22 protein-coding genes, 1 tRNA gene and 2 pseudogenes are annotated in these 25,277 nt (G+C 71.0%); 15 read left to right on the top strand and 10 right to left on the bottom strand.

Translation table 11 applies throughout. The features are described from left to right. Positions 1 to 33 precede the first annotated feature (33 nt). The 3 genes from P2F65_RS13330 to P2F65_RS13340 all read left to right on the top strand — a co-directional run bounded on the left by P2F65_RS13330 (position 34) and on the right by P2F65_RS13340 (position 2,310). Positions 34 to 282, top strand: coding sequence for an acyl carrier protein (locus tag P2F65_RS13330; protein WP_275808506.1), 249 nt, complete (start codon positions 34 to 36; stop codon positions 280 to 282). 90 nt (positions 283 to 372) lie between these two features. After that, entirely contained in the window at positions 373 to 1,617 is a 1,245-nt protein-coding gene (gene fabF, locus P2F65_RS13335; protein WP_275808509.1) for a beta-ketoacyl-ACP synthase II, read from the top strand. Positions 1,618 to 1,749: 132 nt separating this feature from the next. Beyond that, positions 1,750 to 2,310 carry a hypothetical protein gene (locus tag P2F65_RS13340; RefSeq protein ID WP_275808512.1) on the top strand — a complete coding sequence of 187 codons (561 nt, stop codon included), beginning with the start codon at positions 1,750 to 1,752 and terminating at the stop codon, positions 2,308 to 2,310. Positions 2,311 to 2,332: 22 nt separating this feature from the next. On the opposite strand, the gene P2F65_RS13345 is transcribed toward P2F65_RS13340, so the two are convergent. Further along, positions 2,333 to 3,247 (bottom strand): hypothetical protein, encoded by a 915-nt coding sequence (locus P2F65_RS13345; protein WP_275808515.1) that lies wholly within the window; start codon positions 3,245 to 3,247, stop codon positions 2,333 to 2,335. A gap of 97 nt (positions 3,248 to 3,344) precedes the next feature. Next, complete coding sequence (locus P2F65_RS13350) at positions 3,345 to 3,860, bottom strand: DUF3145 domain-containing protein (protein ID WP_275808518.1); 516 nt, start codon at positions 3,858 to 3,860, stop codon at positions 3,345 to 3,347. Between the two features lie 283 nt (positions 3,861 to 4,143). Here P2F65_RS13350 and P2F65_RS13355 point away from each other — a divergent pair. The 3 genes from P2F65_RS13355 to P2F65_RS13365 all read left to right on the top strand — a co-directional run bounded on the left by P2F65_RS13355 (position 4,144) and on the right by P2F65_RS13365 (position 8,425). Continuing rightward, positions 4,144 to 4,220, top strand: a tRNA-Ile gene (locus tag P2F65_RS13355). Positions 4,221 to 5,695: 1,475 nt separating this feature from the next. Further along, positions 5,696 to 7,723, top strand: coding sequence for an adenylate/guanylate cyclase domain-containing protein (locus tag P2F65_RS13360; RefSeq protein WP_275808523.1), 2,028 nt, complete (start codon positions 5,696 to 5,698; stop codon positions 7,721 to 7,723). 186 nt (positions 7,724 to 7,909) lie between these two features. Further along, a complete protein-coding gene (locus tag P2F65_RS13365; RefSeq protein WP_275808527.1) occupies positions 7,910 to 8,425 on the top strand; it encodes a DUF2625 family protein in 516 nt (171 codons plus the stop codon). A 262-nt stretch (positions 8,426 to 8,687) separates the two neighbouring features. Here P2F65_RS13365 and P2F65_RS13370 read toward each other — a convergent pair whose 3' ends face one another. Continuing rightward, the gene (locus P2F65_RS13370; RefSeq protein ID WP_275808530.1) at positions 8,688 to 9,554 is read right to left on the bottom strand and encodes a DUF1996 domain-containing protein; all 867 of its coding nucleotides are present in this window, start codon (positions 9,552 to 9,554) and stop codon (positions 8,688 to 8,690) included. Between the two features lie 410 nt (positions 9,555 to 9,964). Here P2F65_RS13370 and P2F65_RS13375 point away from each other — a divergent pair, with 410 nt between their 5' ends. After that, the gene (locus P2F65_RS13375) at positions 9,965 to 10,186 is read left to right on the top strand and encodes a hypothetical protein (protein WP_275808533.1); all 222 of its coding nucleotides are present in this window, start codon (positions 9,965 to 9,967) and stop codon (positions 10,184 to 10,186) included. Position 10,187: 1 nt separating this feature from the next. Here the strand turns inward: P2F65_RS13375 and P2F65_RS13380 are convergent, their stop codons facing one another. Next, the gene (locus P2F65_RS13380) at positions 10,188 to 11,096 is read right to left on the bottom strand and encodes a hypothetical protein (protein ID WP_275810653.1); all 909 of its coding nucleotides are present in this window, start codon (positions 11,094 to 11,096) and stop codon (positions 10,188 to 10,190) included. Between the two features lie 381 nt (positions 11,097 to 11,477). Here P2F65_RS13380 and P2F65_RS13390 point away from each other — a divergent pair. The 3 genes and pseudogenes from P2F65_RS13390 to P2F65_RS13400 form a co-directional block, all read left to right on the top strand. Then, positions 11,478 to 11,588 (top strand): annotated as a pseudogene (locus tag P2F65_RS13390) (VOC family protein); the annotation flags it as partial. A 145-nt stretch (positions 11,589 to 11,733) separates the two neighbouring features. Further along, complete coding sequence (locus tag P2F65_RS13395) at positions 11,734 to 14,121, top strand: excinuclease ABC subunit UvrA (RefSeq protein ID WP_275808536.1); 2,388 nt, start codon at positions 11,734 to 11,736, stop codon at positions 14,119 to 14,121. 149 nt (positions 14,122 to 14,270) lie between these two features. Then, positions 14,271 to 14,894, top strand: a complete 624-nt coding sequence (locus tag P2F65_RS13400; protein WP_275808539.1) for an antibiotic biosynthesis monooxygenase — start codon at positions 14,271 to 14,273, stop codon at positions 14,892 to 14,894. 80 nt (positions 14,895 to 14,974) lie between these two features. Here P2F65_RS13400 and P2F65_RS13405 read toward each other — a convergent pair whose 3' ends face one another. Next, positions 14,975 to 15,934 (bottom strand): DUF389 domain-containing protein, encoded by a 960-nt coding sequence (locus P2F65_RS13405; RefSeq protein ID WP_275808541.1) that lies wholly within the window; start codon positions 15,932 to 15,934, stop codon positions 14,975 to 14,977. A 101-nt stretch (positions 15,935 to 16,035) separates the two neighbouring features. On the opposite strand from P2F65_RS13405, the gene P2F65_RS13410 reads away from it, so the two are divergent. Both P2F65_RS13410 and P2F65_RS13415 read left to right on the top strand, forming a co-directional pair. Continuing rightward, positions 16,036 to 17,535, top strand: coding sequence for a carboxylesterase/lipase family protein (locus tag P2F65_RS13410; RefSeq protein WP_275808544.1), 1,500 nt, complete (start codon positions 16,036 to 16,038; stop codon positions 17,533 to 17,535). A 95-nt stretch (positions 17,536 to 17,630) separates the two neighbouring features. Beyond that, positions 17,631 to 18,854, top strand: a complete 1,224-nt coding sequence (locus P2F65_RS13415) for a hypothetical protein (RefSeq protein ID WP_275808547.1) — start codon at positions 17,631 to 17,633, stop codon at positions 18,852 to 18,854. A 26-nt stretch (positions 18,855 to 18,880) separates the two neighbouring features. On the opposite strand, the gene P2F65_RS13420 is transcribed toward P2F65_RS13415, so the two are convergent. The 3 genes from P2F65_RS13420 to P2F65_RS13430 are packed head-to-tail and all read right to left on the bottom strand — an operon-like array spanning position 18,881 to position 22,045. Continuing rightward, positions 18,881 to 19,216, bottom strand: a complete 336-nt coding sequence (locus tag P2F65_RS13420; protein WP_275808550.1) for a DUF3703 domain-containing protein — start codon at positions 19,214 to 19,216, stop codon at positions 18,881 to 18,883. A 34-nt stretch (positions 19,217 to 19,250) separates the two neighbouring features. Further along, positions 19,251 to 20,564: an MFS transporter gene (locus P2F65_RS13425; RefSeq protein WP_275808553.1), complete on the bottom strand. Its 1,314-nt coding sequence runs from the start codon at positions 20,562 to 20,564 to the stop codon at positions 19,251 to 19,253. Then, on the bottom strand, positions 20,561 to 22,045 hold the full coding sequence (locus P2F65_RS13430; protein WP_275808556.1) for an FAD-dependent oxidoreductase: 1,485 nt from the start codon (positions 22,043 to 22,045) through the stop codon (positions 20,561 to 20,563). The genes P2F65_RS13425 and P2F65_RS13430 overlap by 4 nt, the downstream gene beginning before the upstream one ends. 153 nt (positions 22,046 to 22,198) lie before the next feature. Between P2F65_RS13430 and P2F65_RS13435 the strand changes: the two genes are divergently transcribed. Both P2F65_RS13435 and P2F65_RS13440 read left to right on the top strand, forming a co-directional pair. Further along, on the top strand, positions 22,199 to 22,561 hold the full coding sequence (locus P2F65_RS13435) for a metalloregulator ArsR/SmtB family transcription factor (RefSeq protein WP_275808559.1): 363 nt from the start codon (positions 22,199 to 22,201) through the stop codon (positions 22,559 to 22,561). Continuing rightward, complete coding sequence (locus P2F65_RS13440) at positions 22,558 to 23,637, top strand: ArsO family NAD(P)H-dependent flavin-containing monooxygenase (protein ID WP_275808562.1); 1,080 nt, start codon at positions 22,558 to 22,560, stop codon at positions 23,635 to 23,637. The genes P2F65_RS13435 and P2F65_RS13440 overlap by 4 nt, the downstream gene beginning before the upstream one ends. Before the next feature lie 19 nt (positions 23,638 to 23,656). On the opposite strand, the gene P2F65_RS13445 is transcribed toward P2F65_RS13440, so the two are convergent. Together P2F65_RS13445 and P2F65_RS13450 are read right to left on the bottom strand one after the other, a co-directional pair. Next, the gene (locus P2F65_RS13445) at positions 23,657 to 24,070 is read right to left on the bottom strand and encodes an arsenate reductase ArsC (protein ID WP_275808564.1); all 414 of its coding nucleotides are present in this window, start codon (positions 24,068 to 24,070) and stop codon (positions 23,657 to 23,659) included. A 29-nt stretch (positions 24,071 to 24,099) separates the two neighbouring features. After that, positions 24,100 to 24,648: pseudogene (locus P2F65_RS13450) on the bottom strand (arsenical-resistance protein); the annotation flags it as partial. Between the two features lie 260 nt (positions 24,649 to 24,908). Between P2F65_RS13450 and P2F65_RS13455 the strand changes: the two are divergent. Continuing rightward, positions 24,909 to 25,265, top strand: a complete 357-nt coding sequence (locus P2F65_RS13455; protein ID WP_275808567.1) for a metalloregulator ArsR/SmtB family transcription factor — start codon at positions 24,909 to 24,911, stop codon at positions 25,263 to 25,265. Positions 25,266 to 25,277: the final 12 nt, after the last annotated feature.

Here is a 25,277-nt window from a genome sequence, read left to right on the forward strand (position 1 = left end):
ACCACCCAACGCAACACTCAAGGAGCAGACAAGATGGCACAGAGCGAGCAGGAGATCCTCGAGGGCCTCGCCGAGATCGTGAACGAGGAGACCGGCCTGTCGACCGACTCGGTCCAGTCCGACAAGTCCTTCACCGAGGACCTCGACATCGACTCGCTGTCGATGATGACGATCGTCGTCAACGCCGAGGAGAAGTTCGGCGTGCGCATCCCCGACGACGAGGTCAAGAACCTCACCACCGTGGGCGACGCCGTCAGCTTCATCGCCAAGAACCAGAGCTGAGCCCCCGCGTGCGGCGGCCGCGCTGGCCCCACGGCCAGCGCGGCCCCGCCCCCCACCACTCGTGACCCCGACGAAGGAGCAGAACCGCCCATGACCGCCACCCGACGTGTCGTCGTCACCGGCCTCGGTGCCACCACCCCCCTCGGCGGCACGGTGGCCGAGACGTGGGACGCGATCCTCGCGGGCCGCTCCGGCGCCCGCCCCATGACGTTCGACTGGGTGGAGAAGTACGAGCTCCCGGTCACCTTCGCGGCCACGATCAAGACCCCGCCGACCGAGGTGCTGACCAAGGTCGAGACGCGCCGCCTCGATCCGTCCGCGCAGTACGCCATGATCGCCTCCCGCGAGGCGTGGGCCGACGCGGGAAGCCCCGAGGTCGAGCCCGAGCGCCTCGCCGTGGCCATCGGTACCGGGATCGGCGGCGTCTGGACCCTCCTCGACCAGTGGGACAACCTGCGTGAGAAGGGCCCCCGGCGGGTGTTCCCGCTCGCGGTGCCGATGCTCATGGCCAACAGCCCGGCCGGCAACGTCTCGCTCGAGCTCGGCGCGCGCGCCGGCGCCCACTCCACCGTGTCGGCGTGCGCGTCCGGCGCCGAGGCCATGGGCTTCGCCCTGGAGATGATCCGCTCGGGCCGCGCCGACGTCGTGGTCGCCGGCGGTACCGAGGCTGCGGTGCACCCGCTGCCCTTCGCCGGGTTCGCGGCGATGCAGGCGCTCTCGAAGCGCAACGACGAGCCGGAGCGCGCGTCCCGGCCCTACGACACGGGCCGCGACGGCTTCGTGCTGGGCGAGGGCGCGGCCGTGATCGTCCTCGAAAGCGAGGAGCACGCCAGGGCGCGCGGCGCGAAGGTCTACGCCGAGATCGCCGGCGTGGGCATGTCCGCCGACTCGCACCACATCGCTGCCCCCGAGCCCGAGGGCGCCGGCGCCTCGCGGGCGATGGTCGAGGCCGTCGAGCGTGGCGGGCTCACGGCCTCGGACATCGTGCACATCAACGCGCACGCCACCTCCACGCCGGTGGGCGACGTGGCGGAGTCCAACGCGATCCGGCGCGCCTTCGGCGACGCCGCCGACGGTATGCCGGTCAGCGCGACGAAGTCGATGACCGGTCACCTGCTCGGGGCCGCCGGTGCGCTCGAGGGGGTGCTGACCGTGCTCGCCCTGCACCACCGGGTGGCGCCGGCCACGATCAACCTCGAGGACTTCGACCCCGAGATCAACCTCGACGTCGTCAAGGACGAGGCGCGCAAGCTGCCCGACGGTGACATCGCGGCGCTCAACAACTCCTTCGGATTCGGCGGCCACAACGTGGCCCTGACCTTCAAGAGCGTCTAGCCGGGCCACCTCGCCAGGACGTCCCATCCGCAGGGTCACCCGTTTGGGTGACCCTGCGGGCGTTGGGGGCCGACACCTCTCCCCAGGCCATAGCGTGAGTCAGCTTGGACAGGGGGGCAGGCGGCTGTGAGTGTGACGTGGAACCAGGGCGCAGGGGTCAACCGGTACTTTGCCGACGAGTCCCTGCCCGGCCGCGAGATGGCAGCCCTGAAGGCCTTCGCCCGGCGCGACCCGACCACCTGGGTGTCGCGCGTCCTGAACGCCGCAGTGCTGACGGCCGTGCTGCTCTGGTTCTTCCACCAGTCGCCGATCTGGCACGGACCCACGTCTGCGGACGACATCGCCGCCGTCGGTCTGGCCGCCTTCTGCGTCTTCTACGCGGTGTCCTACCTGTGGTGGGAGCTCTCGCTCGCCAGCCAGGTCAGGAGGGCGGTGGAGGGTCAGGCCCGGACCGGGTCGCTGCTGACGAGCTCGTTCGGTCCGCGCGCGCTGCGCGTGACCACTCCGGGCATCAGCTACGAGATCCCCTACACCGCGATCGACCGCGTGGTCCGCTTCGGCGACGTCCTGGTCATCAAGCCCACCAACCAGGCGGTCATGGCGCTGCCGATGGAGCTGGTGACCCGCCATGACTACGAGCTGATCATGTCCAGGGTGGGGCACCGTCCTGCCTTCAAGGCGCCCTGCCCCTGACCGTCCCGGCGGGCCCGGCCGGTTACTTCTTGCCGGGTGGGGTGTGCGTGCGGTTCTTCGGGGTGGGCCAGATGTCGAGGTCGAGCGGGCTCGTCGTCGTCGACGACGAGGTCGTCGGCCGCGCGGTGGTGGGCCCGCCCGTCGTGCTGGTGGCGCGCGGCGAACTGGTCGTCGTGCGCGGCGTCGCGGACGTCGTGGTCGTCGGTCGCTGCGTCCGCTGGTCGGACCGTGCCGCAGGTGTCGTGGCGACACTTCGCGAGGGCGCCGTGGTCGTTGGGCTGGGCCGGGCCTGCGTCGTGGTCTCGGACTGGCTGCCGCCCGGAGACGTGGGTGCGGTGGCGGCCGGAGCCGAGGGCTGATGCGCGGCACTGGCCTCCGTGGACCCATTCGGCGAGGGCTGGGCCACGATGCCCAGCACGAGCGCCGCAGCTGCGCCGGCAGCCCAGAGGCCGCCGAACGCGGGGTGCGGCACCAGCCTGCAACGGCCCCCTTCCGCGGCCACCTCGCGCAGGAAGGCGAGCAGCAGCACGGCGCTGACGGCGGTCAGCCCCCAGAGGGCCCATACGCCGACGGCGGCGGCCAGTGGCCGCTGCTGGGTCACCGCCTGCCACGCCAGCAGCACCAGTCCTGCGCCGGCGCCGGTCGCGCCATGGCTCCAGGCGGCGTGGGCCCACGCGTTGAGCCTGGAGGTGAGTGCCAGCCAGGGCAGGGTCAGCCACCACAGCGTCAGCGCGGACAACGCCACCTCGGTGCGGTCCATGACGAAGGCCAGGGGCAGGGCTGCCAGCCCCAGGGCCAAGGTGGTCGCGCCCACTCGTGGCACGGCGGCGGCTCCCGCGCGGTGGCGGCTCTGGCGGTCGCTGGTGCTCGAGGTGAGCACGAATCCCAGCAGGCCGACAACGGCGGCGACGGCGGCCAGGACGACGAGGGTGTACACGAATGACCTCCCGGGTCGGTCCGGATCGGCCGGCCACGCTACCGGAGGCAGCCCGGTATGGCTAAGTGAGCGCCCGGCGCTGGGCCTCTCTGCGTTCTCACCCCACCTTGTGGAGCCAGCGCACGGGGGCCCCGTCACCGGCATACCGGAAGGGCTCGAGCTCGTTGTCCCAGTCCACCCCGAGCAGCTCGTCGAGCATCTCGGTCATCGCCTCGGGCGAGCCCTGCGCGAGCCGGATCACCTCGCGGAGGCGGTCCTCGTTGACGACGGCGTCTCCAGCGGCGGAGGTCCAGGTGTGGTGGATGCCGAGGGACGGCGTGTGCGACCACCGTGAACCGTCGGCGCCGGGGCTCGGTTCCTCGGTCACCTCGTAGCGCAGGTTGTCCCACCCGCGCAGGGCCGAGGCGAGCTTGGCGCCGGTGCCGGGCTCGCCGGTCCACGAGATCTCCGCGCGCACCAGCGCGGCACCGGCAGGCTGAGGGGTCCAGTCGAGGTGGAGCCGTTGGCCCAGCACCGACTCGAGGGCCCACATGATGTGCGGGCACAACGCCTTGGGGGTGGAGTGAATGAACACCACCCCGCGAGTCATGACACGCGGCATCGCGACAGACATCCGGGACCTCCTGTGTGCGAGGGACGTCTTCCCCAACGACCTCTGCACTTCTCGGCCCAGCTGCTGTCCAACCGTTCTGCATGTCAACCGCGAGCGGTCAACGCAGCCTATTGTGCACCAACAGCCACATGTGCACCAGAGAAATCACAGTTCTCGTGCAACGCCTGCGCCTCATCGGTGTACACCGAGGGACCGGCTCGGCGCCGCGCACCCGTGCGAGCCCTGCGGGTACCCCGCGATAGCATCGCCGCACGCGGGCGCCGTGCGGCGCCGGCAGTCATCCGGGGCAGTAGCTCAGTCGGTCAGAGCAGCGGACTCATAATCCGTCGGTCGTCGGTTCAAGCCCGACCTGCCCCACCACACGTTTCCGCAGGTCAGCGGCCCGTGCGACCTCCCTGAGGCGCCTCGATCTGGCCGCTGTGACGCATTTGTGGCACCTGGGAGTCGCGCAGGGCCGCGGCGTGTCCACGTCGTGCGGGGTCAGCCCGACGATCCCGGCCGTGGTCCACACCTCACTCAGCTGCGCCCTCGGCGACATCCCTGACACGACACCGAGATGCTCGCGCATGCCGATGCGCGGGCGTGCGAGCCCCGGCGGTGAAACACTGCGCCGTGCCGAGGACTGGTTCAGGTTGCCCAACTGGGATGCCGACGGACGGGCCGACTTTGAGCGGAGGCTCGCCCGGGCTCGTGCGTACACGAATCCACCTGCCTCGGCGTCCTCCGTGCTCCAATCGCGCCACGCGTCGAGCTCACCTTCGTAGTAGTCGCGGATCGACGGGTCCGGCTCGCGGGTCCCCTCCAGCTCGATCACCAGCGGATCAGCCGTCGCCGACTGCGGCCAGCTCGGATGAGTTCCGACCAGCCACACACCGCCCACAAGACGCAGCCAGGACGACAAGACCATCGGAACCTCACCCATGGTGTCCCTCAGCCACGACACCAGCGCACTTGCGTCCGGTCCTGGTGGTCGCAGAGCCTCCACCGGCTCCTGCGCGTCGTCGTTGGAGTGGCCCGGTACCCCTGCTCGTGGAGCCGCGCGACGATCACTTCGACGTTGTGCCGTGCCCGGCGAGCCATCTCATCGCAGACGGACTGCGCCTCCGCCTCGAGACCGGGTTCGCGAACCTGCTGCCCGAGCTCGTGCCAGACCTGCTCACGTGCCCCAGCGCGATACCGCTCGAGCCACCCTGGCGATCCCATGTGCTCATCCTGCCCAGCCGCCTGCATGGGCGCAGATCTTCACGCTCCCCGCGCGAGGCGGTGGTGCCGATGAGCGGACCCCCAGCCATCGCGGATACGTTTCGGGCTGATGTCCACGTTGCAGGTCGCCTTCGAGTTCGAGTCGCGTCATGGGTGCGTGTCGTGCGGGACAGTGAGTCCGACGGTGATGTGTCGAACGCACAGCGAGACAGCCTTTGGTACTTCGACCGCAGTTCAGCCATCCACGCGGTGCATCCCGCAGTCGAGGGGCCCGTGCGGTGCGAGGTCTGGATCGGGACGCTTCTCGATCCCCTGCCACTCCGCGTCGCATCACTGCTGCCCTCGAGTAAGGGCGGGGCAGTCGCCGGCTCGTCGTTCTCGTCGACGATGGCAGTTCGCAACCCGAGTGCAGCTCGTGATCGATCCCGACCGACATCGGGAAGTCCGGAGCTGCCGCGTTCCGCTCGGTTCACGCCAGACCTGCCCCACCCCACGTCTGCGCAGGTCAGCGGCCTGTGCGGCGGCCGCCTTCGAGTGCCCCAGCATCCGTTGCACTACGACCGCGAGATGCACGGATCTGCCGACGACCGTGCTGTCCGGTGCGAGAATGGAGCGCTGGCTGAAGGAGTCCAATGTCGGACGTGGTCGAGGCCTCACCCGTTGAACGCGCCCAGGAGGCGCTGGCGCGCCACTCGTGGCGTGAGGCGTTCGACCTGCTCAACGGCGAGGACGAGGCGGGCAGGTTGGCTCCTGCGGAACTGGGGCTGTTGGCCCAGGCGGCCTGGTGGGTCGGGCGGCTGCCCCTCGCGATCGACGCCCTCGAGCGCGCGTATGCCGCCGCGACCAGGGCACACGACAACGAGGCCGCCGCCATGCTCGCCGTCATGCTGGCCCGGAACCACCTGTTCCGGAACGCCGGGCCCGTCGCCAACGCGTGGCTGCGCCGAGCGGAGCGCATCCTCGCGCACGCGGACGAGGGCATCGGGCACGGGTGGCTGGCAGCAACACAGTCCTTCCACGACGCGGTGGTCGGTGACGACGAGGGGGCGCTTGCCAACGCGACCCGCGCGCTCGAGATCGGGCGACGCCTCCAGGACCGCAACCTCGAGGCGTACGCGCTGGCCGAGCGCGGTGCGGCCCTGGTGTCGTCCGGCAGGGTGGCGGAGGGGCTCGACCTGGTCGACGAGGCCACGGTCGCCGCCATCTCGGGCGAGCTCGAGCCGGCCATTGCGGGGGGCGTGTGTTGCACGACGATCGAGACCTGCAGCGCGCTCGGGGAATGGACGCGGGCGGCGGAGTGGACCGAGGCGCAGGACCGGTGGTGCCGGCGTGAGGGCATCAACGGCTACCCGGGGATGTGCCGGGTGTTCCGCTCCGAGATCAAGCGGCGTCGGGGTGCCTGGCTCGAGGCCGAGGCGGAGGCCCGGCAGGCATCGGTGGAGCTGCGCGGCTACGTTCCGGCGGCGGTGGGAACGGCCCTCTACCAGATCGGTGACATCCGGCTGCGGCGCGGTGACCTACCCGGTGCTGAGGCCAGCCTCGTCGAGGCGCACGCCTTGGGAACCGACCCCGAGCCTGCGTTGTCCCTGCTGCGGCTCGCCGAGGGAAAGGTCGCCGTGGCCGCCATGGAGATCCGCCGAGCGCTCGACGGCCCTGCGCGGACGCCGGCTTGGAGAGCGACGCCGGATACGGGCCTCTATCGGCTGCCGTTGCTCGAGGCACAGGTCGAGATCGCATTGGCCGGGTCCGACAGCGCGACGGCGCGGACGGCTGCCGAGGAGATCGGGCGCATCGCGGACCAGTTCGGGACACGGGTTCCTGCGGCCGCCGCGGCTGCCACGATGGGTGCGGTCGAGGCGAGTGAGGGTGCGCTCGACGCGGCGCGGCGCGACCTGCAGCGTGCCGCCGAGCTGTACTCAACGGCCGACGCACCGTACGAGCTCGCCATCGCGCGGCGTGGACTGGCCGAGGTCCACGCAGCCGCCGGTGACCCGGATGCGGCCATCGTAGAGGCGAGAGCGGCCCGGGCGGGCTTCGAGCACCTCGGCGCGACCCCTGACGTGGAACGGACCACACGCCTGCTGGTCACGCTCGAGGCCGCGACCGACCCGCGTGCCCGCGGGGATGCCGGAAACAGCGCGCGCGGTGCGGCCGGCACCCAGCGCGTCATGCGGGCGTTCGTCTTCACCGACATCGTCGACTCGACGAAACTGACCGAGCTGCTGGGCGACGAGTCGTGGTCCCGGGTCCTCGACTGGCACGACAAGGCGCTGCGCGGTGTCGTCGCCGAGCATGGAGGCGAGGAGATCAAGGCGACGGGCGACGGGTTCTTCCTCGCCTTCGACGACGTGGACCAAGCCATCGACGCGGCGCTCGCGATCCAACGACGGCTGGACGACCAACGGCGTGAGTACGGCTTCGCACCCCACGTGCGCATCGGCGTGCACAGGGCGGAGGCGAGCCGGAGCGGCCTCGACTACATCGGTGGCGGCGTCAACCTCGCCGCGCGCATCGGTGCGGCCGCCGCGGGTTCCGAGGTGCTGGTGAGCGCTGCAACGCTGCAGTCGTCGCGGCGGCGGGACCTGCCGGTCGATCGTCGGTCGGTCAAGCTCAAGGGCTTCAGCGAACCCGTCGAAGTCGTGTCCATCGGCTGGCGGTGACCCCGTCGACCGACGAAGCGAGCCACCGCATGGCTGGCGCGACCAGCCGACCCCAGGCGTCACCACTCCCATCGGCCGCGTCTTCGGATACGTGGAATGCACCTCCGTACCGGCATCGCATCCAGCCACGACCGAGCGGCACACTGTGCGACCACTGCGCAGACCCGCGTGGCACAGTGGGCGCCCATGGGGATCATCCGAAGCGTCCAGGAGCTGGCCGACGTCGAAGAACCGGCGTGGCCGCAGATCCTCGAGTGGGCGCAGGATGGGGGCCGGACCCAGATCCTCGAGCGGGAGCCCAACCGAGCAGCGCAGGCACTGTTCCTCCTGCAGGTGACCACGCGCTCCCCCATCGGGGCGCTGGCACACGCCTGCGGCGGGCTCGTCGTCGACCACGGCTGGTTGCGGATCCTTGGGGCAGGAACCAGCGAGCTGGCCGACCTTGCCACGGCGAACGACCTCTCGGACCCCACCGCCGATCAGGGCCCGCCGGCTCATCTCGTCGTGGCTCACGATGTCCTTGGTGGGATCTTCGTGGTCACCGGCGGCGGCCTGGCTGGCGAGCTCGGGGAGATCTGCTACTGGGGCCCTGACCTCCTTGAGTGGACCCCACTGGGCATCGTGGGACACGTCGACCTGGTGGCATGGGCCCTCACCGGGGGCACAGACGACTTGTACACGGACCTCAGATGGCCTGATTAGGGCACGAGACCTCCCACCTCGGACTCGACCAGGGACTGTCCCTCTATCCGCCACCGTCGACGGAACAGTGAAGAGACATCGCGGCCGCCTCCAAGATGGCAGTCCCCTTCACGGAACTGGTGGGCTTCCATCAGGACCTCGCCGCAGCCCTCGGAGACCACGACGGACCAATCGCGTTCCGGGTGACGGACTGAGCGATGCAGCGGCCGCCGCGGCGTCATTCCGGCCGATGGGTGACAGCGTCCGAGCCTTTCGTCCTCGGTCACCTGCAGAGGGCGGTCGCCCGGTTCAGGCCCGGGTTGATGCAGTTGCGCACCATGGTCTGGAAGCCCGTCTGGACCCAGGTGTTCCAGAAGTCCGCATGAAGTGATCGGCCGTCCGTGGTGTTCGCCATGTGGTCGGAGGAGAGCATCAGATCCGTTCCCCTTCCGGTGTACTGGAACTGGATCGTCATGCGCAGCTCAACGGTCTTGACCGGGAAGCCGGGCGGGCAGTTCTCGCTGTCCAGCCGGTAGGCGAACAGTGCGTTGTCGTTGGTGTTGCCCACCTGGGTGCTCCAGTGGCGCGGAAGGACCCCATTCCAGCAGGAGGGGAAGTCGATGTGCGCGGTGAGGCGTGAGCCGCTCTTTCCGTCGGCCATGGAGCAGTCGGGGATGGACGGGGATGGCTTGACACGCTCCCGCTGCCCACAGGTCCAGTCCATCCGGGTCGCGATCAACCGGGCATCGGCCGGGTAGGGCACGCCTTCGCCGGTCGTCCGTGAGTTCCAGCTCCGGTAGTAGGCCGTGAACGCCGCGACTGGCACGGCCGCACCGGTCTTCATGTTGTGCAGCGTGGGAGTCCAGTAGCCCGCCGTGTCCGCGGGGTCCTCACAGTTCGTGCCCTTGCCGACCAGGTCCGTGTAGTTCGCAGCATTGGGGTTGGCCAGCGACAGGAACGCGTTGTTGCCGAAGAACTGGTGCACGTGCCCAGAGCCGACCTTCAGGTTGTGGTAGACGATCGGATCGACCGCTGCTGTTCCGGTGGTCTGCTTGCACTGGATCTTCGCCAGCCCGCTCGCGGCCGTCGGAATGAGCACTGTGGCCGCGACGACGCTGCTCAGGATGACGGCGAGCGCGGGAAGCGCCATCCGTGTGCGCCTTCTCCCGCGGTGGCGTCGAGCCAGCTGATCCTGACCGGCCATCGGTCCCCCACTCCTGCGCCTAATCTCCGCTGTCTCGGATGAGGCCGTAGGCCCCTCTTGCCTGTGGCTGTCACACCGCGCCGCTCGGCGCGACATGGTGGCGAGCGCCGAAGGAAGGCAGGACCATGGTGCCCGACCGGTGGGGGCCGCACCTCCACCAAGGTCCGTAACTGCGGTCAGCAGAAGAGCCCCCACATCTCTGCGTAGGCGCGCAGTTCCGTTCATCGCGGCCGCCTTGGCCGCGGGCGTGAGGCCCGGGGGCGTCGAAGTCTGCAAACGGCCACCAACCCTGCCACACGACGGGCAGAATGCTGGCCGTGCCCCACCGCGCAGGCAGTGACCACCCACGAGGACGCATGTTCGAGATCTGGCGAGACGAATGGCGCGAACTGCAGGACCCTCCCCTGTGGCGGGCGATCCTGTTTGCAGTCGGGGTCATCCTGTTCCTCACGTGGCCCTGGCTCCACGGCGAAACCATCAAAGCCGTCCCCGCGGTGCTCGCCGGCGTCGCGGCCCTCGCGCTGTTGCACGACCTCGCACGCCTGACATGGTCACGGATACACAGGCACCGGTCGTGACTCACTCCCGCGGTCCGTCGGTCGCGACACCCGTCGCGTCCCACCAGTCGAGGACTCGCGACGCCCGCAGGGTGTTCCACCGACTCGGGCGGCCGTCGCCGTCCTCCAGCGCGAAGTGGACCGCGCCGGGGTGGGTGTTCTCGAGCAGCCAGGTGCCGTCTCCCTGCCGCTTGGAGCGGACGAGCTCAATCGCCTCCCCGAGCCGCGGGTCCCGGACGTCGGCCCTGCGGTAGTACTCCAGCCCACGCAGCAGGTCGTAGTGCCACCTGGTCGGGAACGAGAACTCCAACCAGGCGTCGACCGGCACCTCCCCCGTGCTCTTGCGGCGGAACAAAGAACGTTCCAGCAGGTACTGCTCACCGCGCCGGCGGGCAGCGGCGAGCTCGACGGATCCCCCGGTTGCCCCCTCGTACTCGAGCAGGCCCTCGAGCACGCAGATCGTCGAGTCGAACGACGACACGGTCGCGCCGTGCTCGGCCCAGCAGTTCCATCCGCCGTCCGCGAGCTGGTCGGAGAGCAGGCGAGTGACGATGCCGTCGACGTCGGCCCCGAAGTAGGCGCCCAGGGTCACCGTTCGGCCGTTGATGCACGGCTCGACCTCACCGTCGAAGAACGGCAGGTCGTCGTACTCCCAGCGGCAGTTCGCAGCGACCAGCGAGGTCATCTCCCGCGTGGTGTCGGTGGCGGGGTCGAGCCCGTAGTCATAGAGCTCCATCATGGCCGGCAGCGTCGACGTCCACGGCTGGCTGCCGTCCTCCGGCGGGTCACCGCGACCCGGGAAGCACGCACCGCCCATCCACTGACCGTCTGGGTCACGAGCGGCCAGCAGGCGGGCGCCCCAGCCTTCGGTCGCCACGCGAGCGCGTTCCGCGGCGATGGCGTCAGGCGGTGCGTCCATCAGGTCGCGCATGACCTGCCACCGGATCGCCGGGTCCGCCTCGAGCAACCACTCCGCCTGTCGATGCGACGTCGGGTGCGGCGTCTCGGTGGTCGTGTCTGGCGCGTTGTCATCCACGCGAGACAGGCTAGGACGCCTTCCGGACGTCGTGCGGCGGAACGGCTGCCCTGGAAGCGCCCGAGGTGTGCTTCACGGTCGGCTGCGCGTCCCTGGGGACCTCCAGCACGCGCTTCACCGAGATCGTGGGTATGCCGCCCAGCGCCTACCGCCGCGCCGCCGCGCAGGCGGCGGTCCGGATGCCGTCATGCGTGACCAGACAGGTCACCAGACCGATCGACGGCGGGATGCGCTGGATCACCGTCGGCCCCGTCGGCACCTTCGAGCGCGTGCATGGCCAGCGGCGCCGAGGTCGTCCAGGAGCCGACCGTCCAGCCCTACGGCGTGCGCGACTGCGCCTTCCGTGGTCCCGCGGGCAACCACGTGCGCATCAACGAGAAGCGCTGAGCCGCCAGCGCGCTCGCACCAGACCCGGCCCATCCCTGCGCCAAACCCGACGTGCCGCGCCCTCCTCGGGCTAGCCTGACCACGGCACACCACGGCGGCCGGGACCGAGGGGCGGCCGCGCGCCGGACGGAGGGAGAACCAGACCATGGCCACGAGGACCGGCACGCAGTCGCCTGCACCACACGTGGCCGACAGCCACGACCTGATCCGCGTCCACGGGGCGCGCGAGAACAACCTCAAGGACATCGACGTCGAGCTCCCGAAGCGCCGGCTCACGGTGTTCACCGGCGTCTCCGGCTCGGGCAAGAGCTCGCTGGTGTTCTCCACGATCGCCGCGGAGTCGCAGCGGCTGATCAACGAGACCTACAGCGCCTTCGTGCAGGGCTTCATGCCGACGCTGTCACGGCCCGAGGTCGACCTGCTCGAAGGGCTGACGACCGCGATCATCGTCGACCAGGAGCGGATGGGCTCCAACCCCCGCTCCACGGTCGGCACCGCCACCGACGCCAACGCCATGCTGCGCATCCTCTTCAGCAGGCTCGGGAGGCCGCACATCGGCTCGCCCAACGCGTACTCGTTCAACATCCCCTCGGTCCGGGCCAGCGGTGCGATCACCGTCGAGCGTGGGGCCGGCAAGACGCAGGCCGAGAAGGTGACCTTCACCCGTCTGGGCGGCATGTGCCCGCGCTGCGAGGGCATGGGCTCGGTCACCGACTTCGACCTGTCCGCGCTCTACGACGACAGCAAGTCGCTCGCCGAGGGCGCGCTCACGATCCCCGGCTACAGCATGGACGGCTGGTACGGGCGCATCTTCAGCGGCTCCGGCTTCTTCGACATGGACAAGCCGATCCGCAGGTACACCAAGCGGGAGCTGCACGACCTGCTCTACAAGGAGCCCACCAAGATCAAGGTCGAGGGCATCAACCTCACGTACGAGGGCCTGATCCCCAAGATCCAGAAGTCCATGCTCTCCAAGGACCCGGAGGCGATGCAGCCGCACATCCGCGCCTTCGTGGAGCGGGCCATCACCTTCACCACCTGCCCCGAGTGCGACGGCACCCGGATCAGCAAGGAGGCCCGGTCGTCGAAGATCGAGGGCAGGAACATCGCCGACCTGTGCGCCATGCAGATCAGCGACCTCGCCGAGTGGGTGCGGCGGCTCGACGAGCCGTCCGTGGCTCCCCTGCTGGCCGGCCTGCAGCACCTCCTCGACGCGTTCGCGGAGATCGGGTTGGGCTACCTCTCACTCGACCGGCCGTCGGGCACCCTGTCCGGCGGCGAGGCGCAGCGCACCAAGATGATCCGGCATCTCGGCTCCTCGCTCACCGACGTCACCTACGTGTTCGACGAGCCCACCATCGGGCTGCACCCCCATGACATCCGGCGGATGAACGACCTTCTGCTGCAGCTGCGCGACAAGGGCAACACCGTGCTGGTCGTCGAGCACAAGCCGGAGAGCATCGCCATCGCCGACCACGTCGTCGACCTCGGCCCGGGCGCCGGGACCGAGGGTGGCGAGGTGGTCTTCGAGGGCACGGTCGAGGGGCTGCGCGCCAGCGGCACGCTCACCGGCAAGCACCTCGACGACCGAGCCTCCCTGAAGCCATCGGTGCGCACGCCGGCCGCCGTGATGGAGGTGCGGGGCGCGAGCACCAACAACCTGCGCGACGTCGACGTCGACATCCCGCTCGGCGTGCTCGTGGTCGTGACCGGCGTCGCGGGGTCGGGCAAGAGCTCGCTGATCCATGGCTCGGTCGCAGGCCGTGACGGCGTGGTCGTGATCGACCAGGGCGCCATCCGCGGTTCGCGACGGAGCAACCCGGCGACCTACACCGGGTTGCTCGACCCGATCCGCAAGGCGTTCGCGAAGGCCAACGGCGTGAAGCCGGCGCTCTTCAGCTCCAACTCCGAGGGCGCCTGCCCCACCTGCAACGGCGCCGGCGTCATCTTCACTGACCTCGGCGTCATGGCCACCGTCGAGTCCACCTGCGAGGAGTGTGAGGGGAAGCGGTTCCAGGCCTCGGTGCTGGAGTACACGCTGGGGGGCAGGAACATCGCCGACGTGCTCGCGATGTCGGTGAACGAGGCCGAGACATTCTTCGACCAGGGTGAGGCACGCACCCCGGCCGCCCACACGGTCCTCGACCGCCTCGCCGACGTCGGGCTCGGCTACCTCACGCTCGGGCAGCCGCTCACGACGCTGTCCGGCGGTGAGCGGCAGCGGCTCAAGCTCGCCGCCCAGATGGCGGAGAAGGGTGAGGTCTACGTCCTCGACGAGCCCACCACCGGCCTCCACCTCGCCGACGTCGAGAACCTGCTCGGTCTCCTCGACCGGCTCGTCGACTCCGGCAGGTCCGTCGTCGTCATCGAGCACCACCAGGCCGTGATGGCGCATGCCGACTGGATCATCGACCTCGGTCCCGGCGCCGGTCACGACGGCGGCCGGGTCGTCTTCGAGGGCACACCCGCCGACCTCGTCGGCGCCCGCACCACCCTCACCGGCACGCACCTCGCGGACTACGTCGGAACCTGAGCGAGGGCCCCCTGCGGTGGCTTTGCGAGGTTTCTGAGGTCTGCCTTCCCCCGGGGCCCGAGGTGACTATTGCCCCGGGGGTTCGCCGCGAGCAGCGTTGATGGGAGCGCGGCGCCACCGGGGCGCTGCCCCGAGAACAGGAGCCCACGATGCTCGCACGCACCACCACGATTCAGGCCGACATCGACAAGATCGACGCAGGCATCGCCTACGTCCGTGACGAGGTGTTCCCGGCGGTCAGTGCGATGAGTGGCTGCATCGGCATGTCGCTGCTGGCGGACCGCACGTCCGGCCGGTGCATCGCCACCACCGCCTGGGAGTCGGAAGCCGCGGTGCGCGACTCCGCCGACAAGGTGCTCTCGCTCCGTGCCGGCGCGATTGCGGCGCTGGGAAGCGACACGAGTGAGGTCGACGTCTGGGAGATCGCCGTCGTCCACCGCGACCACGCCGCGCCTGATGGCGCCTGCGCCCGCGTCACGTGGCTGAGCGGCACGCCGGACATGGCCGAGCGGGCCGTCGACTTCTACAAGATGGGAGTTCTCCCCCGGCTCCAGGAGCTCGAGGGCTTCTGCAGCGCCAGCTTCATGATCAACCGGGAGACCGGACGGGCGGTGGGGACGGCGACGTTCGAGACCCGCCAGCAGCTCGAGGCCAGCCGCGACACTGCACGTGGACTTCGGGAGGCAGCCGCCCGGGAGCTGGGCGCCACCATCGACGACGTGGCCGAGATGGAGCTCGCGTTCGCCCACCTGCACATCCCTGAGATGGTGTGACGCCCACGGAGCGCCCCACGTCACGACCACCCGCACACGGAAGGACCCACGGTCACCGCCGGTAGTGACCTCCCGTTCGCTCAGTGCCGCCGAAGCCGTCCGACGAGCCGGGCCCGGTGCGCGGAGACCCGGGCCCAGACGACCTGCTGCAGGGCCAGTGTCGCCCAGCCCGCCAGCGCCATCCCCGAGAGGTTGAGCGCGAGCTGCAGCGAGCTGCCCCACACCTCGTGCCACGCCCCGAACGCCAGACCCAGCGCCACATTCCCGGCAGCGGGAACCGTGGTCACCGAGATGAAGACGCCCGAGAGCCCACCGACCCTCGCCGACGTCAGCGACAGCACACCGGCTGCGGCGGCGATGACGGCCACGATGAAGGACCACTTGTCGGGCGTGTAGATGAAGGCGGTCTCGGGCCGTGACCCCGTGACGTCGTCCAGGGTGACCCAACCGAGCGACTTCCCCACCAGTGTGGCCACGGTGGTCGCGAGAATGGCCACGACGAAGCCCATGAGCAGGGTGCGGGCTGCGAGGCGCAGCAGCGACCCACGCCGACGGACCAGCGCCACACCCAGCGCAGCGACCGCGCCGAACTCCGGGCCGAGGACCATCGCCCCGATCACGAGGATCTGCGAGTCGAGGACGATGGCGATCCCGGCGATCAGCGTGGCGAGCACCATGAAGCTCGTGTAGGTCCAGTTGAGCTCCGACTCCTCGTACGCGCGCTGGGTGACATCGGCCCAGACGACGGAGTCGGCGCTGCTGCCGGGCGCCCGTCGCTCGGCGTCGTAGCCTCGCTGGGAGAACCAGGCCCGCACCGGCTCGAGGTGCACGCTCCCCTCGTGCTGGATCCCCATCCCGCGGAGCCGGTCCACGACGTCGTTCGCAGCCTCGCGGGCGACGTCCGCGTACACCAGGTCACCCGGAGGCCGCAGCGAGGCGCCCCGGACGGCCGAGAGGCTGCTGACCGCCGGGTCCTCCGACAACATCCCCAGCACGTCCTCGGTCAAGGACGCAGGCGAGGCGATACGCACGTGCAGCATGCGGCACAGTGTGCCCGCTCTTCCCTCTGTGCAGGGCCCGCACCGCGCTCCGGGACCTTCGGCTCTGCTGAGCCCCCTGTCCCGGTCTGAGGCTGGTGCCCATGGACTCCACGGTGAAGGTCGCAGCGGGTCATCTGCACGGCACGCAGGTCGACGGGGTCCACGCCTTCCTCGGAGTGCCGTTCGCGGCCCCGCCTGTCGGCCGACACCGCCTGCGACCACCGCAACCGGTCGAGCCGTGGAGCGGCGTCCGCGAGGCCACCGAGATCGGGCCGGCACCGCCACAGGTGGCCCCTCCCGAGGGCGGCGGGTCCGGCTGGGACACCGAGGCGATCGGCGACGACTGCCTGACCCTGAACGTCTGGACGCCGGACCCGGGGGCCGCCGGGCTGCCCGTCATGATGTGGGTCCAGGGTGGGATGTTCGAGTTCGGCGCCACGGCTGCCTACGACGGCCGGCACTTCGCCCGTGACGGAGTCGTCTGCGTCGTCATCAACTGGCGCGTCGGCGCGGACGGGTTCCTCTACCTCGACGACGGCGTCGCGAACCTGGGGCTGCTCGACCAGGTGGCCGCCTTGGAGTGGGTGCGGGACAACATCGCCGCCTTCGGTGGCGACCCGGACAACGTCACGGTCTTCGGAGAGTCCGCCGGGGCCATGAGCATCGGGGTGATGCTCGCCATGCCGGCCGCCAGGGGCCTGTTCCGTCGGGCGGTCCTGCAGAGCGGAGCCGCCCACCAGGCCCTCTCTGCCGAGACGGCTGCGCGGGTCGGGCGCTCCCTGGTGGACCGGCTGGGAGTGCCGCCCCGTCGGGACGCCATCGCCGCCCTCCCCGTCGAACGGCTCCTGCAGGCGCAGGCGGAGCTCAAGGCCGAGCTCGTGGCGCACCCTGACCCCGACCGGTGGGGAGGCGACGTCGTCGCCAGCATGCTGCCGTGGCAGCCGGTCATCGATGGGCGAACCCTTCCCGGCACGCCCATCGAGCTGATCGCAGGCGGGTCGGCAGCCCAGGTCGACGTACTGGCAGGCACCAACACCGACGAGTGGCGACTCTTCCTGGCCATCACCGGAGAGATCGCCCGGATCACCGAGGAGCATCTGACAGGGCCCGTCGGCCTACACGGGTTCCGCACCCTGGCTGCATACGGCCTTCCGGTCGAGAAGGGGCTCGCCGCGTACCGGGCCCACCATCCCGGTGCCGCCCCGGGTGAGTTGCTCGCGGCCGTGCAGACCGACTGGTGGACCCGGGTCCCGGCCATCCGGCTCGCCGAGGCGCACGTCAACCAGCAGTCAGGCACCTACATGTACGAGTTCGCCTGGCCTGCACCGGGACTCGGTGCGGTCCACGGGTTGGAGATCCCGTTCGTCTTCGACACCCTGGGGGCCGACGCCCCGCTCTTCGGGCCACTGGTCGGCGACACCGCGCCGCAAGGGCTCGCCGACACCATGCACCGTGCCTGGATCTCGTTCGCCACCACGGGAGACCCCGGATGGCCACGCTACGGCCCGGACCGGCGGGCGACCATGCGGTTCGACACCGATCCCCTGGTCGTCGACGACCCTCGCGCGTGGGAGAGGGACCTCTGGCACGGCATCCGCTGACCCGACTCGTCACGGGCCGGCACTCCCGCGCGGCCCTGTCGCAACGCCCGACCTCCCTGCACACTGGATCCACGCCCGGGACCCAAGGACTCGCCATGACAGCGCAGGACATCGTGGAGGCAGCGGAGCAGGTCGTCGCCGGCCTGCTGGCGCGCGGGCACCACCTCGAGCTGGCCTACGCCGGCGTGTCCACCGCCTACCACAGCGACGAGGCCGCAAGCGGCGCGTGGATGTCGACGTTCTTCGAGGGGTACTTCCGTCCCTCGCACGGCGACCGACCCGATGCCACGCTCTTCGCCACCGAGGACCCACGGCTGTACCGCTCGCTGGGGCGCTGGGCCTCCCAGTCCCCAGGTGCGGGTGCGGAACCGGGTGCGGCCTCGGCCTCGGCCTCGGGGAGGACGGGCCACACCACCGTCTCGGTCGACGACGGGGTCACGCTGGTCCGCACGAGGGCGACCAAGGTGTCGCCGCAGGAAGACGTCTTCACGCTGCTGTTCGCCGAGCAGCGCAGGGTCGTCCTGGTCACCACCGGGAGGCCTGAGGTGCGCAGGGAGGAGGCGATGCAGACGGTACGCGCGCTCACCAAGTGGCTGCTCCTGGAGCGGGGCTGGGTCCCCATGCACTCCGCCTGCGTCGCCCACACAGGTCGGGCCGTCTGCATCGCGGGAAGGAAGGCGTCGGGCAAGACGAGCACCCTGCTCAACCTCCTCGCGAGGAGTGGCTGCGACCTGGTCGCGATCGACAAGTTCCTGCTCCGGGAGACGGGCGCGCACCTGGAGGTCTGCGGGCTTCCCGGCAAGGCCGGAGTGCGCATCGGCACCGCTGCGGTGCTTCCGCCTCTGCTCGACTGGGTGGCCAGCGAGGAGCACCCCTTCTTCGCCACGCCCAGCGCTGACGAGGTGCACCGCATCGCGGCGTCGAACACCCCGGAGCAGCTGAGGACTCGGAAGGAGAAGATCCTCATCCTCCCCAGCGAGCTGAGCCACCTCCTGCAGACCTCGATCACGGCCATCGCTCCCCTGCACCTGCTGCTGGTGCCCGTCTTCGACCTCCAGCTCACCGAGCCCCGGCTCGTCCCGGGCAGCGTCGAGCACGCCGCCAGCCTGCTGTCGGAGTGCTACGTCGGGCTCGACGCCAAGGGCGAGGACGCCCTGCTCCCCCTCTTCGACCTGAGCGACCTTCTGCTGCGACAGCGGCTGTCGGGCATGCTCGAGCGCCACCTCGGCGACATGGAGGTCTACGAGCTGCACCAGAACCACGCCACCAACGAGCAGGCCGCGAGGCTGGTGAGCGCCCTGCTGGCGTCGTCAGGCTAGGCGCTCGTCCACGCCCGGCTGGTCGCTCAGCGCCGGGCCAGCAGCTCGGCGAGGTCCTGCGGCACGGGCATGGGCTGGGTCAGCGGGACGGTCGCGCGGCCGGTGTTGCCCTCGGGGTAGCGCCCCAGGGCCGAGCCCGGCGCCGCGACCAGGAGGCGGACGACCTGTCCGACGGCCTCGCGCCGGTCGCGTTCGCGCCAGGCGACCTGGAGCATGACGGCGTGTGCACGGGTGTGGGGCCACGGCCACGGCTGGGAGATGATGTGGGCCCGCTCGAGGGCCGCCCACCGCTCACGGGTGGTGGCAGCGCGCCTGGCCGTGACGAGCTCGTCGTGGAACGCGGCTCTGATGTGCGCGGGCATGCGACCGTGCATGGTGGGTCCTTTCTCCGGGTCTTCACGGGTTCTGCGCGCCTGCAGCACCCCGTCCGGCCATCCGCAGGCTGGCGGCCCCTGCCGCGCACAGTCCCAGCACCGCGACCAGCACGGGCTCATAGGAGCCGTATGCCGTGCGCGCCAGGCCTGCGAGCAGGGGTCCTGCGGTGGTGGCGAGGGTGATGAGGAGGGCCATCAGGCCGGCGAGTGAGGCGTAGCGCGCCACGCCGTGACTGCTCGCCAGCAGCACCGGTCGGGCGATCGTGCCGGCACCGAAGCCCAGCCCGAACAGGGCGACGAATGCCACCGCGCCAAGCACCGAGTCACCGGCAAGCAGGAGCACCACGACCCCGGCACCCTGCACCAGGAACATCGCAGCCGTCACTGCTGCGGCCGATCGGCGACGGGCCATGCAGGTCAGCACCAGCCGCCCCGAGACGGAGAGTGCCCCCAGCGCGCCCGTCGCCGCAGCGGCGAAGCCGGCCGACTGTCCCTGCTCCAGCAGGAAGGGCACGAGGTGCACGGCGACGACGATGACGGCCGTGGCCTGCGCGGCGAATCCCGCGGCATACCAGCGGAGCTCCGGCTGGCGGGCGGCCCACGCGGCCGTCGCGCGCAGCCCGGGCCGCTGCGGTTCCGCCGTCCCTGCGGGCCGATCCGGTGGTGTGGCCGCCCCGTCGGGGTGGAGGCCGAGGTCCGCCGGCTCGGTGCGGAGCACGAGCCAGTGAGGCCCGGCGGTCACCACCGCAAGCACCACGGCGAGGACGAGCAGGGCGTCACGCCAGCCGAGGGCCGCGATGAGGGCACTGGACGTGGGCAGGGCCACGGTGGACGCGAAACCGGCCACGACCGTGACCGCGAGCAGGGCGGCGGACCGCCGGACGTGGAACCAGCGCACGACCACGGCGAAGGCCGGCTCGTAGAGCACGCAGGCCCTGGCCAGCCCGATGCCGGCCATCACCAGGTAGAGGCCCGCCACGGTGTGCACGCGCGACCACGCCACGACGAGCACGGCGCACACGAGCGCCCCAGCAGTCATGACCCCTCGCGGGCCCCGGGCATCCAGCCAGCGGCCGACCGGCACCGAGGCGACCCCGGTGAGCAGCACCGCCACCGAGAAGGCCCCTCCGAGCTCGGCGGAGGTGAACCCGAGCTCGGCCGCCATCGGCACCTGGAAGACGGCGAAGGCGTAGTACAGGATCCCCCAGCTGACGGTCTCGGTGACCGCCAGCACGCCGACGATGCGCCACCCGTGGAAGACCCGGCGCCCCTTCCTGCCTCGCGCCCCGGTCCGCGGGCTCGGCCCGGCGAGGGCGCGGGAGGCGGCGTGGCTCACCCGCAGCAGCCGCCGGCGCGGCTGGGCGACACATCTGCCAGGGCGAGCGGCTTGCCCTGGCCCTGCGCCAGCGCGTCGCCGGCCCGACCGCCCGGCACGGCCGTGGCGAAGCCGAGCCGGAGCGCCTCCAGAGGCACCGCCGCCGCAAGTTCCGCGTCCGAGAGCGCGTTGGCGGACGAGCAGACCCCCGTCTCGGGCAGGACGAGCTGCACCTCGTCGGCCGCCGCGTCGTCACCGGCGAGGTGTGCGGCGATGGAGCGCACCTGCTCGTTCCCCGTGGTGATGAGGAAGGTCGGCGCCCGCCCGTAGGACTTCATGCCCACGACGAAGAAACCCGGCTCGTTCTCGTGGGCGAGCTCGCGCCAGCCGTGCGGCGCGACGGTGCCGCACGAGTGTGCCTGCGGGTCGACGAGCGGCCCGAGAACCCGGGGCGACTGCAGCCCTGGGTCGAGGTCGAGCTGGAGCTCGGACACCATGTCGAGGTCGGGCCGGAACCCGGTCGCGGCGGCGACGTTGTGCAGGCCCGGGACCTCCTGCCGTCCCGCTGCGGTGTCGCCCACGACGGTCAGCGTCCCCGTCTCCTCGTCGACGCGCAGCTCGCGGGTGGAGAAACCGGTGAGGAACTCCACCGCCCCGCCTGCGACGAGGTCGGCGAGGTCGGACCCCAGCCTTCCGCGGTCGGGCAGCTGGTCGGAGGACCCACCACCGAAGACCCGCCTGGCGCTGGTGCCGCGGATGGCCCAGACGACGCGGGTGCCGGGCACCTCGCGGGCCAGCTGGGCCAGGGCCACGAGGGTGTTGGCTGCCGAGTGGCCCATGCCCACCACGAGTGTCGAGTGGCCCGCGAACCGCTCACGCTCGGCCCCGAGCACGTCGGGCAGCGGGCCGACGAGGAACCCCGCCTCGCGCGCCCGGTCCTCCCCGAGCGCCGGCAGCCCCGAGGCCCCGAGGGGGTTGTGCTGGTGCCAGGTGCCGGAGGCGTCGATCACCGCGCGAGCAGACAGGTCCTCGACCGTGCCGTCGAGATGGGCGACCCGGACGATGAAGGGCCTCTCGGCGCGACCCACGGTGCGCGACCGGTCCAGCCCCCTGCGCGAGACCGCCACCACCCGGGTGCCGGTGCGGACCCGGGAGCCAAGGACCGCGGCCAGGGGCACGAGGTACTGCTCGACGACCTCGGCGCCGGTCGGCGACTGGCGCCCCACGGGACGTGTCCAGCCGGCGTCGGCGAGCATCCTCTCCGCCGTCGGGTCGACGATGTACTGCCACGGCGTGAAGGTGCGGATGTGGCCCCATTCACGCATCGCGGCACCGACGGCATCGCCGGCCTCGAGGACGAGCACCGGCAGGTCGCGGGCGACCAGATGTGCTGCGGCAGCCAGTCCCACGGGGCCGGCCCCGATGACGACGACGGGCAGGTGTCCCTCACCGGCGGCGGGCGTCAGGACCTCGAGGGCTTCGGCGGTGGGAGTGAGGGCCATGCTGGTCTCCTTGTGTGTTGGCTCCGGCGGGCAGACGGCCCTGCGGAACAGCCTCGACTGTTTCGACGTTCATCAAATCAGAACTTCGACAGACGTGGAACCATTTCTTCGAAGTTTCTCGAAGAATCTCCTTGACGAAGGTAGGCTCCAGCCGTGGCCACGACAACCAGTCCCGCAGAGTCCTCGCGCGCCCAGCTCACGGTGCTGACCGCGTGCTGCGCGCCCGCCCAGGCCGCGGTGGCCGACGAGAACGCCCAGGCCCTGGCCGACATGTTCAAGGCGCTGGCCGACCCTGCCCGGGTGAAGATCATGGCGATGCTCCTCACTGCCGAAGAGGTCTGCGCCTGCGACATCTCCGAGGGCATCGGCAAGAGTGCCGCCACCGCCAGCCACCACCTGAAGATCCTCCGGGACGCGGGCCTGGCCATCAGCGAGAAGCGCGGCACCTGGGTCTACTACCGCGCCGTGCCGGGGCGGCTCGCGGCCGTCGTCGAGGCCCTCAGCATCGGCCGGTGACGCACCCGGTCGACGTCGCGGTCATCGGCGCCGGTCAGGCCGGGCTGGCCACCGCGTACTACCTGCGCCGGGCAGGCCTGGAGCCCGGCACCGGCTACGTCGTGCTCGACGCCAACCCAACGCCGGGCGGGGCGTGGCAGCACCTGTGGCCCTCGCTGCGACTTTTCTCGCCCGCGGAGTACTGGTCACTGCCGGGGTGGCTCATGCCCACGCCGAGCGGGGCCGGCTTCCCACCCGCCGAGCACGTGGTCGACTACCTGACCCGCTACGAGGAGCGCTACGAGCTGCCGGTGCACCACGGCACCCGGGTGCTCGAGGTGTGCCGCGCCGACACCGAGCCGCGTGGCCCCCTCGTGTTGCGCACCGCCGACGGCGCCTGGGCCGCGCGTGCCGTGGTGAGCGCCACCGGCACCTGGGGGCGTCCCTTCGTGCCCCACTACCCCGGAGGCGAACGTTTCCGTGGGCACCAGCTGCACAGCGCGGCATACCGGGGCCAGCAGGGCTTCGAGGGCCGGCGGGTGGTCGTGGTCGGCGGCGGCAACACCGGCGCGCAGCTGCTCGCCGAGCTCTCCGAGGTCGCCACCAGCACGTGGGTGACCCTGCGGCCACCGCGTTTCCTGCCCGACGACGTCGACGGTCGCGCGCTGTTCGCGGTGGCGACCGCGCGGCGCCGCGCCCTCGACGCCGGAGACGCGGACCCGGGCGGAGTGGCCTCGCTCGGCGACGTCGTCATGGTCCCGCCCGTCAGGGCGGCCCGCGACCGAGGTGCCCTGGTCGCGCTGCCGATGTTCGAGCGGCTCACGGAGAGCGGCGTCGCCTGGGCGGACGGCACCGAGCAGCCCGCCGACGTGGTGCTCTGGTGCACCGGCTTCCGCCCCGACCTCGGTCACCTCGCCCCGCTGGGCCTGCGCGGTCCCGACGGGCGCATCGAGGTCGCGGGCACACGCGCGCTCGCCGAGCCGCGCCTGCACCTGCTGGGATACGGCGACTGGACCGGACCCGGCTCGGCCACCCTGATCGGGGTGGGCCGCACGGCGCGTGAAGCGGTCGCCGAGATCACCGCGGCACTGGGCTGACTGAGGCCCTCCACGCGCGTCAGGCGCGTGCGGGGACGTCGAGCTCGTCGAGGAGGGTGAGGATCCGGCGCTTGATCTCGTCACGGATGGGCCGCACGGCCTCGACGCCCTTGCCGGCCGGGTCCTCGAGCTCCCAGTCCTCGTAGCGCTTCCCGGGGAAGATCGGGCAGGTGTCGCCGCAGCCCATGGTGATGACCACGTCGGAGTCCTTCACAGCCTCGGTCGTGAGGATCTTCGGCGTCTCCGCCGTGATGTCGATGCCCTCCTCCGCCATCGCCTCGACGGCCGAGGGGTTGACCTGCTCGGCCGGGGCCGACCCGGCCGAGCGCACCTCCACCGCCCCACCGGAGAGGTGCTGCAGGAAGGCGGCTGCCATCTGGGAGCGGCCGGCGTTGTGGACGCAGACGAACAGGACGCTGGGCTTGTCGCTCATGACGGGGAGCCTTTCTTCTAGGCAGCGGGTCAGGACATGGTGCGATGGCCTGCGAACTTCCGCCGCAGGGCGAGGCTCACGTACACCAGGGCCACGAGCGCGGGGACCTCGATGAGCGGCCCGACGACCCCGGCGAGCGCCTGCCCGGACGTCGCGCCGAAGGTGGCGATGGCGACCGCGATGGCAAGCTCGAAGTTGTTGCCGGCCGCGGTGAAGGCGAGCGTGGTGGTGCGCTCGTAGCCCAGCTTCATCCCGGCTCCCAGTGCGAAGCCACCGCCCCACATCAGCGCGAAGTAGGCCAGCAGCGGCACCGCGACACGGGCGACGTCGAGGGGGTTGGAGGTGATCGCCCCTCCCTGGAGCGCGAACAGGACGACGATGGTGAAGAGCAGCCCGTACAGCGCCGACGGCCCGATGCTGGGAAGGAACTGCTGCTCGTACCAGGCGCGCCCCTTGGCCCTCTCCCCCAGCCGGCGGCTGAGGTAACCGGCGACCAGCGGGATCCCGAGGAAGATCAGCACCGAGCGGGCGATGTCCCACGCCGATACGTCGAGGGCGGTCTGCTCGAGGCCGAGCCAGCAGTCCGGCGAGCATGGCCAGGCCCATCCACAGGGGCAGGAAGCGGTCGAGGGTCGCCAGCCGGGCCGCAACGGGCTGGTGTCGTGGGGCTGCAAGGGGGTCGGTGCCGGTGCTCACGAAGTGGTGGCCCTTCCAGGGTCATCAGCCGGGACGTGACGTCGCGCAGCCACTGGATCGATTTGTGTCGATGCCTGAGCCTCCCAATTGCATAGACACCTGTCAACATAGAGACTCGTGGATGGAAGAGAGGAGCCCTGAAATGGGTCTCACGACGCTGACCACCACGCCACAGGCTGTGACGGGGACGGCATCCCAGTGCGGGGCGACGGCACCCGCCCCCATCGCCCGGGGCGAGGCCGAGCGGCGGGCCACCCTGCTCAAGGCGGTGGCCGACCCGGCACGGCTGCAGCTGCTGTCCATCGTCCGAGCCTCCGAGTCCGGGGAGGCGTGCGTGTGCGACATGGCCGATGCGGTCGAGCTCTCGCAGCCCACGGTGAGCCACCACCTGAAGGTCCTCGTCGAGGCAGGCGTGCTCACGCGGGAACGACGCGGCACCTGGGCCTGGTACACGCTCGTGCCGGACCATCTGTCGGAGATCTCGAGCTTCCTGGACTGACCCGAGGGCGGG

This window comes from Knoellia sp. p5-6-4 (assembly GCF_029222705.1).
Taxonomy (GTDB): Bacteria; Actinomycetota; Actinomycetes; order Actinomycetales; family Dermatophilaceae; genus Pedococcus_A.

What these genes read in the sequence shown, in the direction of transcription:
- P2F65_RS13445 (WP_275808564.1), bottom strand. Translation starts at nt 24,070, where the DNA reads ATGAGCGACAAGCCCAGCGTCCTGTTCGTCTGCGTCCACAACGCCGGC.
- P2F65_RS13375 (WP_275808533.1), top strand. Translation starts at nt 9,965, where the DNA reads ATGTTCGAGATCTGGCGAGACGAATGGCGCGAACTGCAGGACCCTCCC.
- P2F65_RS13455 (WP_275808567.1), top strand. Translation starts at nt 24,909, where the DNA reads ATGGGTCTCACGACGCTGACCACCACGCCACAGGCTGTGACGGGGACG.
- fabF (WP_275808509.1), top strand. Translation starts at nt 373, where the DNA reads ATGACCGCCACCCGACGTGTCGTCGTCACCGGCCTCGGTGCCACCACC.
- P2F65_RS13405 (WP_275808541.1), bottom strand. Translation starts at nt 15,934, where the DNA reads ATGCTGCACGTGCGTATCGCCTCGCCTGCGTCCTTGACCGAGGACGTG.
- P2F65_RS13360 (WP_275808523.1), top strand. Translation starts at nt 5,696, where the DNA reads ATGTCGGACGTGGTCGAGGCCTCACCCGTTGAACGCGCCCAGGAGGCG.
- P2F65_RS13350 (WP_275808518.1), bottom strand. Translation starts at nt 3,860, where the DNA reads ATGTCTGTCGCGATGCCGCGTGTCATGACTCGCGGGGTGGTGTTCATT.
- P2F65_RS13365 (WP_275808527.1), top strand. Translation starts at nt 7,910, where the DNA reads ATGGGGATCATCCGAAGCGTCCAGGAGCTGGCCGACGTCGAAGAACCG.
- P2F65_RS13415 (WP_275808547.1), top strand. Translation starts at nt 17,631, where the DNA reads ATGACAGCGCAGGACATCGTGGAGGCAGCGGAGCAGGTCGTCGCCGGC.
- P2F65_RS13420 (WP_275808550.1), bottom strand. Translation starts at nt 19,216, where the DNA reads ATGCCCGCGCACATCAGAGCCGCGTTCCACGACGAGCTCGTCACGGCC.
- P2F65_RS13395 (WP_275808536.1), top strand. Translation starts at nt 11,734, where the DNA reads ATGGCCACGAGGACCGGCACGCAGTCGCCTGCACCACACGTGGCCGAC.
- P2F65_RS13330 (WP_275808506.1), top strand. Translation starts at nt 34, where the DNA reads ATGGCACAGAGCGAGCAGGAGATCCTCGAGGGCCTCGCCGAGATCGTG.
- P2F65_RS13430 (WP_275808556.1), bottom strand. Translation starts at nt 22,045, where the DNA reads ATGGCCCTCACTCCCACCGCCGAAGCCCTCGAGGTCCTGACGCCCGCC.
- P2F65_RS13400 (WP_275808539.1), top strand. Translation starts at nt 14,271, where the DNA reads ATGCTCGCACGCACCACCACGATTCAGGCCGACATCGACAAGATCGAC.
- P2F65_RS13380 (WP_275810653.1), bottom strand. Translation starts at nt 11,096, where the DNA reads ATGCGCGACCTGATGGACGCACCGCCTGACGCCATCGCCGCGGAACGC.
- P2F65_RS13370 (WP_275808530.1), bottom strand. Translation starts at nt 9,554, where the DNA reads ATGGCGCTTCCCGCGCTCGCCGTCATCCTGAGCAGCGTCGTCGCGGCC.
- P2F65_RS13410 (WP_275808544.1), top strand. Translation starts at nt 16,036, where the DNA reads ATGGACTCCACGGTGAAGGTCGCAGCGGGTCATCTGCACGGCACGCAG.